Raw genomic sequence first — 9,729 nt, forward strand, 5'->3', positions numbered from 1 at the left:
GCGGGGCAAAGCCTGGAGCAGTGGCGCGGTTTGCCCCCCTACCAGGCCTCCTCGTAAGCCTTTGATCAGCTTGGCGACGTCAAGCTATGACCGATATGAACCGTTGATGTCGATGTAGCCATGCGTCAGGTCGCAGGTCCAGACGCGGGCCTTGCCGCGGCCGAGGCCAAGATCGACCGTGATCTCCACCTCGCGCCCCTTCATATGGGCAACCACCGGCGCCTCGTCATAGCCTGGGACGACGCCGCCATCCTTGGCCATCCAGGTGCCGCCGACGGCGATCGAGATCAGGTCGCGATCGGCCGGCTCGCCGGATTTTCCCACGGCCATGACGATACGGCCCCAATTGGCATCCTCGCCGGCGATGGCGGTCTTCACCAGCGGCGAATTGGCGATGCTCATGGCGACCTTATGCGCCGAGCGCGCGGTGGTGGCGCCGGTGACGTTGATCTCGATGAGCTTCTGCGCGCCCTCCCCGTCCCGCGCCACCTGCAGCGCGAGATCCAGCAGCAGCGCGTCCAGTGCCCGGGCGAAATCCTTCAGCATGGCGCCACCCTCGGCCGGGACGCGCGGATGCTTCGCCTGGCCGGTGGCGAAGAGCACCAGGCTGTCGCTGGTGGAGGTGTCGCTGTCGACGGTGATGCAGTTGAAGGATTTGGCGCAGCCCTTGGCCAGCAGCGCCTGCAAGGCCGGGGCGGGGATCTTCGCATCGGTGGCGACGAAGCTCAGCATCGTCGCCATGTCCGGGGCGATCATGCCGCTGCCCTTGGCGATGCCGGCGATGGTGACGGTGGTGTCGCCGATCCGCGCCGTGCGCACCGCCGCCTTGGGGAAGGTGTCGGTGGTCATGATGCCGCGCGCGGCCTCCGGCCAGCGCTCCGGCGTCAGCGCCGCGTGCAGCGCCGGCAGGGCGGCGGTCAGCTTCTCATGCGGCAGGGTCTCGCCAATGACACCGGTGGAGGCGAGGAACACCTCACGCGGCTTGCAGCCGACCAGCTCGGCCGCCGCTGCCGCGGTGGCGGCCACCGCATCGCGCCCCGCCTTGCCGGTGAAGACATTGGCGTTGCCGGCATTGACCACCAGGGCGCGCGCGCGGCCAGCCTTCAGGGCGGCGCGGCACCAATCCACCGGCGCGCCGGGGCAGCGGCTTTTGGTGAAGACGCCGGCGACGGTGGTGCCGGGAGCGAAGACCATCATGGTCAGGTCGGCGCGGCCCTTGTAGCGGATACCCGCCTCGATGACGCCGAGGCTGACACCGGCAATCGCCGGCACCTCCGGCAATGGCACCGCCAGTGGCGACACCGGCAGATCCTTCCCCGCCATGCAGCATTTCCCCTTGCTTGACCACCCGGCGCGGCGAGCCCGCGCCCTGGGCCGGCGCCGCGGCCCGCCCAAGCCCTTAAGCCGCGCCACCCGGCGGACCGCAAGGTCGAATCGCAACCGGGCCGGCAGGCCCCTCCTCCGCCGCGCGAATTACCGGATCAGGCCGATCTGCCGCAGCAGCGTCGCCTTGGCTTCCACATCGCGCCGCATCCGCTCGGCGAAGGCCTCGGTGCCAAGGTAGAGCTGCTGCGGCTGCAGGGTGCGCCGGGCCATTGCGACATAGGATTCATCGGTGATGGCCCCGGCGCAGGCGGCTTCCAGCCGGGCCTTGATCGCCGCGGGCAGCCCGGCCGGGGCCAGCAGACCGCCGTAGCTGCCGGCAGAGACGTCGTAGCCCGCCTCCTTCACCGTCGGTACATCCGGGAAGGCCGAGGAGCGCTCACCGGCAAACAGCGCCAGCGCCCGCACCGGCTGGCCGACCGCGAAGGCGGCGACGACGATGCCGAAATCGACCCGCCCCGCCTGCACGTCGAGCAGCACCGGGCCATCGCCGCGATAGACCACCGGCTCCAGCTCCACTGCCGCCGCCTGAGCCAGGGCGGAGCCGGCCAGATGCTGGATCGAACCGGTGCCGAGATGGCCGTACTGCAGCGTCTTCCCGCCGCGCGCCGCGGCGATGAGATCGGCCAGGCTGCGCAGCGGCGAGCCGGGCGCGACCACGATGGCGAAGGCGTGGTCGTAGGTCTGACAGATGCCCTCCAGCGCTCCCGTCCGATAGCCGGTATCGCTGCGCATCATCGGGTTGACGATCAGCGGCGTGGTGGCGCTGAAGGCCAGGGTGTAGCCATCCGGCGCGGCACGGGCGACGGTGGCGATGCCGACGCTGCCGGCCGCACCATCCCGGTTGACCACCACCACCGGCTGGCCGAGCCGCGCCGCAAGGCCGGGCGCCAGTGCCCGCGCCAGCAGATCGGTGGTGCTGCCGGCGGGATAGGGGTTCACCAGCTGAATCGGGTGCGACGGCCAGCTCTGCGCCGCGGCCGGGCCGGCCACCCCGTGCAGCGTGGCCGCCGCCGCCAGCCCGCCAAGGATCGCGCGCCGGCCGCTCCGGGCCGGTTTCACTTCGCTGATCATTCTGCTGCTCCTTCCTCGGACCTTGTCTCTCCGGCCGGTATCCCGGCTGGGCGCCTCAGCGCCGGGCCGGAGGCGGCGCCGCGCCATCCAGCAGCGAGGGCGTCGGCGCCGCCGGCTCCAGCCGCTCCACCCGCGCCGCGCCACGGATGCGGGTGACCACCGCCTCCACCTGCTCCTCCATCAGCTTCTGGCGCAGCTCCGCCCGGCTGTCCTCGAAGCTTGGCGCTGGCGCGGCGCGGCGGGCCTCCACCTTGATGACGTGCCAGCCGAAGGGGCTGCGGACCGGCGTCGGGCTGATCTGGCCGGGCTGCAGGGCGAAGGCGGCCTCGGCAAACTCCGGCACCATGTCACCGCGCTTGAAGAAGCCGAGGTCGCCGCCATCCCGCGCCCCCGGGTCGCGGGAGCGGCGCCGGGCCACTTCGGCGAAATCGGCGCCGGCACGGTTGACCTCGGCCAGGGCGCTACGGGCGTCGGCCTCGGACTGCAGCAGGATGTGGCGGGCGTGGACCTCCTCCTCGCCGCTGCGGCGGGAGGAATCCTGGTCGTAGCGGGCGCGCACCGCATCGTCGGTCACCGCGGCGGTGACCTCGCGGGTGAGAATCGCCTGCTGCAGCTCCTGCTCCTCGGCGCGGCGGATGCGGCGGCGAACCTCCTCATCCTTGTCGAGACCGGCGGCGCGGGCGGCATCCACCAGGGCGCGCTCGGTGATGGTGCGGTCGAGCAGCTGGCGGCGGACCTCGGCTGGCAGGACCTGCATCAGCATCGCCGGCGGCATGTTGCGCAGGTCCTGCGGCAGCACCTCGGTCGCGGTGGCCAGCACGTCGGACTGGCGGACCGGCTCCCCATTCACCCGGGCGAGCACCGGGTCATCGGCGGGGGCCGGAGCCTGGGCCGCGGCGGCCAGGGGGAGGAGGAGCGAGGCGGCGAGCAGGGTCGAATGGACGCGCATGCGGAATGGTCGCTCCGGGAGGGCGCCGGAGAATGACGGATGGTCCGGGGGGCCACAAGCCGCCCGGCTCCGCCGCCGCTCAGGCCTCCTGGTCGCGCGCCGCCATCATCGCCTTGTAGGCCGGCCGGGACTGGCAGGCGGCCAGCCAGGCCTTGACCCGGGGCGCCGCGGCGAACAGCGCCGACGCCGGCTGGGCGTAGCGGATCACCTCCGCCGTGTTGATGTCGGCCACGGTGAAGCGCCCGCCCACCAGCCACCCGCTGCCGGCCAGCGCCGCATCCAGCACCGCAAAGGGCGCGGCCAGGGCGGCGACGGCGGCTGCGGCCTTGCCGGCATCCCGCTCCGCCGCCGGCAGGGCGGCCATATGATAGAGCACCTGGAGGGTGAAGGGCTCGGCCTCGGTCGCGGCCCAGAGCGCCCAGCTCGTCATCAGCCCATCCTCGGCGAGGTCGGCCGGGCCGAGCGTGCCGCCGTATTTCTTTGCCAGATAAAGGTTGATCGCCAGGGATTCCGCCAGCACCAGCCCGTCGTCGTCGATCGCCGGGATCCGGCCGTTGGGGTTGATCCGCAGGTACTCCGCGGACCGGCTGTGGAGCGGCGCGCCAGGCGCCGCCGGGTCCGGCAGCCGGTCAGCCTGGATGACCGGCACATGACGGAACTCCAGCCCGATCTCATTCGCCAGCCAGAGGTTGCGGCTGGCGCGGGAGCGATAGACGCCGTAGATCGTGAGCATGGGGTGAGCCTCCTCGGGGCGCGGACCTTCGGCGCCGGGCGGTCATTTCGTCAAGCGCCCAACGCCGGGGTGGAGCCGGCCGGGCTGCCCGGCGTTGACCTGGGCGCGGCGCTTCCCTATCTCTCGGGCCGCGCCGGGGTCGCGCAGCGCCCGCCGACCGGAAGGGTTTCCCCGCCCCGGCTGCCCGCGGCGCCGGCACGGCCAGGTCCCGCCTTCCGGAGTCACAAGGCCCGCATGTTCGCCCGCATCGCCCGCGCCCTGTTTGGTACCAGCAACGACCGGGCGTTAAAGCGCCTCCAGGCGCAGGTGCCCCAGGTGAACGCGCTGGAAGCCGCGACCGCTGCCCTCTCCGATGAGGCGCTGCAGGGCCGCACCGCCGAGTTCCGCCAGAAGCTGGCCAACGGCGCCAGCCTCGACGACCTGCTGCCTGAGGCCTTCGCCACGGTGCGGGAGGCGGCGAAGCGGGTGCTCGGCCTCAGGCATTTCGACGTGCAGCTGATCGGCGGCATGGTTCTGCACGAGGGCAAGATCGCTGAAATGAAGACCGGCGAGGGCAAGACCCTGGTCGCCACCCTGCCGGTCTACCTCAACGCCCTCAGCGGCAAGGGCGTCCATGTCGTCACGGTGAACGACTACCTGGCGAAGCGCGACGCCGAATGGATGGGCCGGCTGTACCGCTTCCTCGGCCTGACCACCGGCGTCATCGTCCATGGGCTGACCGACGAGGAGCGGCGGGAAGCCTATGCCGCCGACGTCACCTATGGCACCAACAACGAATTCGGCTTCGACTACCTGCGCGACAACATGAAGTACCGGCTGGAGGAGATGGTCCAGCGCGACTTCAACTTTGCCATCGTCGACGAGGTCGACAGCATCCTGATCGACGAGGCGCGGACACCGCTCATCATCAGCGGGCCGTCGGAGGACAGCTCCGACCTCTACCGCCGGGTCGATGCCGTCGTGAAGCTGTTGGTCGAGGACAAGTCGACCTACGACAAGGACGAGAAGCAGCGCACCGCCAATCTGACCGACCAGGGCAGCGAGACGGTGGAGGAACGGCTGCGCGAGGCCGGGATGCTGGAGGAAGGCAACCTCTACGACTTCCACAACGTGACCCTGGTGCACCACGTCAACCAGTCGCTGCGGGCGCATGTGCTGTTCGCCAGGGACGTCGACTACATCGTCCGCGACGACAAGGTGGTGATCATCGACGAATTCACCGGCCGCATGATGGAAGGCCGGCGCTATTCGGACGGGCTGCATCAGGCGCTGGAGGCGAAGGAGCACGTCACCGTTCAGCCAGAGAACCAGACGCTGGCCAGCATCACCTTCCAGAACTACTTCCGGCTCTACCCGAAGCTGGCCGGCATGACCGGCACCGCGGCGACCGAGGCGGATGAGTTCGCCGAGATCTACAAGCTGGAAGTCGTCGAGATCCCGACCAACGTCCCGGTCGCCCGCAAGGACCAGGACGACGAGGTCTACCGCTCCGCCCGCGAGAAATACGAGGCGGTGATCTCGCTGATCGACGAGGCCCGCACCCGCGGCCAGCCGGTGCTGGTCGGCACCACCAGCATCGAGAAGTCGGAGCTGATCTCCGGCCTGCTGAAGTCTCGCAAGATCCCGCACAATGTGCTGAACGCCCGCTACCACGAGCAGGAGGCGGCGATCATCGCCCAGGCCGGACGGCCCGGCGCGGTCACCATCGCCACCAACATGGCCGGCCGCGGCACCGACATCCAGCTCGGCGGCAATATCGAGATGCTGGCGCGGCAGGAGGCCGGCGGCCTGGGCGAGGGCCCGGAATTCGAGGCGGCGATCGCCCGCCACAAGCCGGAGGTCGAGGCCGGCCGCGCCCGTGCCAAGGAAGCCGGCGGCCTCTTCGTCATCGGCACCGAGCGGCACGAGAGCCGGCGCATCGACAACCAGCTGCGCGGCCGCTCCGGCCGCCAGGGCGACCCTGGCGCTTCGCATTTCTTCCTCAGCCTTGAGGATGATCTGATGCGCATCTTCGGCAGCGACCGCATGGGCGGGATGCTGCAGAAGCTCGGCCTGAAGGAAGGCGAGGCGATCGTCCATCCCTGGATCAACAAGGCGCTGGAGAAGGCACAGAAGAAGGTCGAGGCGCGCAACTTCGACACCCGCAAGAACCTGCTGAAGTATGACGACGTCATGAACGACCAACGCCGCGAGGTCTATGCGCAGCGCAAGGCCTTCATGCAGGCGCCGGAGGTAGCGGAGACGGTGGCCGAGATGCGCCGCGAGTGCATCGGCGGCCTGGTCGATGCGGCGATCCCGGAGAATGCCTACCCTGAGCAGTGGGACCTGGAGGGTCTTGAGGCCAAGGTGCGCGATCAGCTTGGGCTGGAGCTGCCGGTCATCGCCTGGGGCAAGGAAGAGGGCATCGACGAGACCCAGGTGCGCGAGCGCATCGAGGCCGCGGCCGAGCAGCACTATGCCGCCAAGGCCGCCAACATCGGCCCCGATCTGATGCGCATGGTCGAGAAGTCGCTGCTGCTGCAGATCTTCGACCAGGTGTGGAAGGAGCATCTGCTCAGCCTCGACCACCTGCGCCAGGGCATCGGCCTGCGCGCCTATGGCCAGCGCGACCCGCTGAACGAGTACAAATCGGAAGCCTTCGGCCTGTTCAACACCATGCTGTCCGACCTGCGGGAGCGGGTGACCAGCGTGCTGATGCGGATCGAGCTGCAACCGAACCAGCCGCCGCCGGCACCGGAGCCGGTGCGGGTGATGGACATGCGCCATCCGGAGCCGGCGATGGCCGGCGCCGAGATGGCGCTGGCCGACGGCGGCGGCTTCGCCCCCTCCCCTTCCTCTGGCCTGCCGCCGCTGCGGTCCGAGGCGGTGGATCCCGCCGACCCCACCACCTGGGGCCGCACCCCGCGCAATGCGCCCTGCCCCTGCGGCAGCGGGAAGAAGTTCAAGCACTGCCACGGCCGGGCCTGACCGCCCGGAACGGTCCCTCGCCAAGCGGGGCGAATGATCCACCGCCGCCGCTCCGCGTTCTCCTGCAGGACATGCGAGGGAGACACCGATGCGCTCGCGTCATCTGGGACTGCTCGTCTTGGCAAAGCTGAGCCTCAGTGCGCTGGCCGTTGTGACGGCATCCGGCCTGAGCCAGCCCGCCTGGGGTCAGCCCGGCCAGCCCCCCGAAGCGGGCGAGCCTTCCCCCGGCAGCCTCACCCGGGGCGGTCCGATCCAGGACGGCAGGCGCGTGCCCTTCGGGCGCGAAACGGTGGAGGAGCGCCAGCGCGCCGCCGGGGTGGCCGCCGACGCCGAGCGTGAACGGCGACAGCTTGAGGACCTCAACGCGATTGCGCGCCAGCTTACCCCGCCGGGCACACCGCTGCCCGCGCCACATCTGGAGCCGCAGCGGTAAACGCAGCGCGCCGTACTTCAGCTAATTAATGCGCCAGATCGTTGCGCAATAGTTATGCCCCCTGGACATCCTGTCCAGGAAGACCCGCCATGTTCCAATGCCTCGTCCCGCCACCAGCCGCGCATCCCCCGCCTACGGCTGCGCCGCGCTGCCGCGCCGCAGCCTGCTCGGATTGGGCGCCGGCCTGATGCTTGCCACCGGCGCCCGTGCCGCCGACGGCGACTACGAGGCAATGCTGGTGAACTGCATCGACCCACGGTTCACCAGCGCCAGCCTAGCCTGGATGGGCGCGCAGCAGATGCGTGACCGCTACAGCCAGTTCGTCGTCGCCGGCGGGCCGATCGGCGCAGTGCATCCGCGCTTCACCGCCTGGCACGCGACCTTCTGGGACAACCTCAACATCACCGTGCAACTGCACAACATCAAGCGTGTGGTCGGGCTGACGCATCGGGATTGCGGCGCCGCCAGGCTGGCCTTCGGCGCGGCCGGGGTCGCCACGCCGGCGGCCGAGACCGCCAGCCATGCCGAGGCGCTGGCCGCCTTCAGGGCCGAGGTCGGCCGGCGCAAGCCGGGGCTCGGCGTGGTCACCGGCATCATGGCGCTGGATGGCAGCGTCGCGCTCATCGGTTGATCGCCAGGATCAGCCGCAGCCGCGGCGCTCCAGCCGTTCGTGCACGAGCCGGGCGGAGAAGCCGGCGCGGTCGAGCAGCCGGCGCAGCCGCTCCAGCGCCGGCTCGGCCGTGGCCTGCTCGGCCAGGCCTGCCGCCTCCCGCGCATCGCCCGCCGCCTGGGTGCAGCCACAGCCGGCGAAGCGGCCGGCGGCCTCGCCCAGGGCGCCCGCCGCCGCGCCCGCCATAACCCGGCCTTCCGAAAGCGAGCCGGCCGGGCTGCCAAGGCTGCGCTGCGCCTGGCCCAGCGCCTCCAACCCCAGGCCGAAGCCGCAGCCGGGGCGCTGCGCCGCTGCCGGGGCGGCCAGCAGCAGCAGCACGGCCAGCGGGATCATCCGCGCCAGCCACAGCGGCGCAGCGCCGCCAGCATATGCGGAGGCGGCGGTGCCTCGGCCGCCACCGGCGGGTCCAGCGGCAGGGCGATGGCACGGGCCAGCAGGTGCAAACGCCCCTCGCCGCCGCCGTAGCGCGTGTCGCCGAGGATCGGCCAACCACGATGCGCGCAATGCACCCGAAGCTGATGGGTCCGCCCGGTGCGCGGCCGCAGCTCCAGCCATGCGAGGTCATCGCCGCGGCCGAGCACCTGCCATTCCGTCCGCGCCGGCTGACCGGCGGCATCCACCACCATGCGCCAGCCATCCTTCGCCGTGCTGCGCTTCTGCAGCGGCGCGTCGATCTCGCCGGCAGCCTCGGCCGGTCCGCCGCGCACCACCGCCCAATAGGTCTTCGCCACTTGGCCGGCGGCGAAGAACCCGCCCAGCTCGGCCAGCGCCGGCTTGGTCCGGCCGAGCACCAGGCAGCCGGCGGTGTCGGTATCCAGCCGATGCGCCGGCTGCGGCAGCCGCTTCTTGCCGAAGGCCAGCGCCGGCAGAAAATCCTCCAGCGAGGCGCCGCCGCGCGGCCCGGCATGCACCGGCAGCCCGGCCGGCTTGTCGAGGATCAGCAGCCGCTCGTCGCGGTGCAACAGCAAGCGGGCGGGGTCGCCGAGGGGGGCTGGCCTCACTCGAAGGCGACCCAGGCACGCGGCGGCGGTGCCGCCAGATCGCGCCGTGCCGCCGCCACCGCGGCATCCAGCGCGGCGAGGAAGCGGGACCGGTCCTCCTTCGTCAGCGGCGCCGGTCCGCCGGTGTTCACCCCCCGCTCCCGCAACTCCTGCGCCACGGCGCGGCCGGCCAGCGCACCGCCGATATTGTCCGGCGTCCAGGGCCTTCCCTTGAAGCCCAGCGCCCGCGCGCCTTTGGCGAGGCACCGGCTGGCCAGCGGGATATCGGCGGTAAGGCAGACATCGCCGCGGGTGATCCGCTCGGCGATCCAGTCATCCGCCGCATCGGCGCCTTCCGGCACCAGCACCATCTCGACATTGGGCAGATTGGGCGGGCGGACAGGGCGGGAGCCATTGGCGACCACCTTCACCTCCAGGCCGAGCCGGGTGGCGACACGGAATGCCTCCTCCCGCACCGGGCAGGCGTCGCCGTCGATGTAGAGAATCGTCATGCGGGGACCATGGGGGGCGGGCCGGCCG

10 protein-coding genes are annotated in these 9,729 nt (G+C 71.3%); 3 read left to right on the forward strand and 7 right to left on the reverse strand.

All coding sequences use genetic code 11. From position 1 onward, the window contains the following. Positions 1 to 84: 84 nt before the first annotated feature. From argJ to H7965_RS05225, 4 genes are all read right to left on the reverse strand, one after another. Positions 85 to 1,323, reverse strand: a complete 1,239-nt coding sequence (gene argJ / locus H7965_RS05210) for a bifunctional glutamate N-acetyltransferase/amino-acid acetyltransferase ArgJ (RefSeq protein WP_186769488.1) — start codon at positions 1,321 to 1,323, stop codon at positions 85 to 87. Between the two features lie 150 nt (positions 1,324 to 1,473). Continuing rightward, positions 1,474 to 2,457, reverse strand: a complete 984-nt coding sequence (locus tag H7965_RS05215; RefSeq protein ID WP_186769489.1) for a tripartite tricarboxylate transporter substrate binding protein — start codon at positions 2,455 to 2,457, stop codon at positions 1,474 to 1,476. Between the two features lie 55 nt (positions 2,458 to 2,512). Then, positions 2,513 to 3,406, reverse strand: a complete 894-nt coding sequence (locus tag H7965_RS05220; protein ID WP_186769490.1) for a peptidylprolyl isomerase — start codon at positions 3,404 to 3,406, stop codon at positions 2,513 to 2,515. Between the two features lie 79 nt (positions 3,407 to 3,485). Next, entirely contained in the window at positions 3,486 to 4,139 is a 654-nt protein-coding gene (locus H7965_RS05225) for a glutathione S-transferase family protein (RefSeq protein WP_186769491.1), read from the reverse strand. A 234-nt stretch (positions 4,140 to 4,373) separates the two neighbouring features. Between H7965_RS05225 and secA the strand changes: the two genes are divergently transcribed. From secA to H7965_RS05240, 3 genes are all read left to right on the forward strand, one after another. After that, positions 4,374 to 7,106: a preprotein translocase subunit SecA gene (gene secA / locus H7965_RS05230; RefSeq protein WP_186769641.1), complete on the forward strand. Its 2,733-nt coding sequence runs from the start codon at positions 4,374 to 4,376 to the stop codon at positions 7,104 to 7,106. 88 nt (positions 7,107 to 7,194) lie between these two features. Next, a complete protein-coding gene (locus H7965_RS05235) occupies positions 7,195 to 7,539 on the forward strand; it encodes a hypothetical protein (protein ID WP_186769492.1) in 345 nt (114 codons plus the stop codon). Positions 7,540 to 7,636: 97 nt separating this feature from the next. Further along, entirely contained in the window at positions 7,637 to 8,170 is a 534-nt protein-coding gene (locus H7965_RS05240) for a hypothetical protein (RefSeq protein ID WP_186769493.1), read from the forward strand. Positions 8,171 to 8,179: 9 nt separating this feature from the next. Here the strand turns inward: H7965_RS05240 and H7965_RS05245 are convergent, their stop codons facing one another. From H7965_RS05245 to H7965_RS05255, 3 genes are read right to left on the reverse strand one after another with little or no spacing between them, the layout of a single operon-like run. Continuing rightward, a complete protein-coding gene (locus H7965_RS05245) occupies positions 8,180 to 8,542 on the reverse strand; it encodes a hypothetical protein (protein ID WP_186769494.1) in 363 nt (120 codons plus the stop codon). Continuing rightward, a complete protein-coding gene (locus tag H7965_RS05250) occupies positions 8,539 to 9,210 on the reverse strand; it encodes an RluA family pseudouridine synthase (RefSeq protein WP_229682473.1) in 672 nt (223 codons plus the stop codon). The genes H7965_RS05245 and H7965_RS05250 overlap by 4 nt, the downstream gene beginning before the upstream one ends. Further along, entirely contained in the window at positions 9,207 to 9,701 is a 495-nt protein-coding gene (locus tag H7965_RS05255; RefSeq protein WP_186769495.1) for a YaiI/YqxD family protein, read from the reverse strand. The genes H7965_RS05250 and H7965_RS05255 overlap by 4 nt, the downstream gene beginning before the upstream one ends. Between the last annotated feature and the right edge of the window lie 28 nt (positions 9,702 to 9,729).

This window comes from Siccirubricoccus deserti, from assembly GCF_014283215.1.
GTDB lineage: Bacteria > Pseudomonadota > Alphaproteobacteria > Acetobacterales > Acetobacteraceae > Siccirubricoccus > Siccirubricoccus deserti.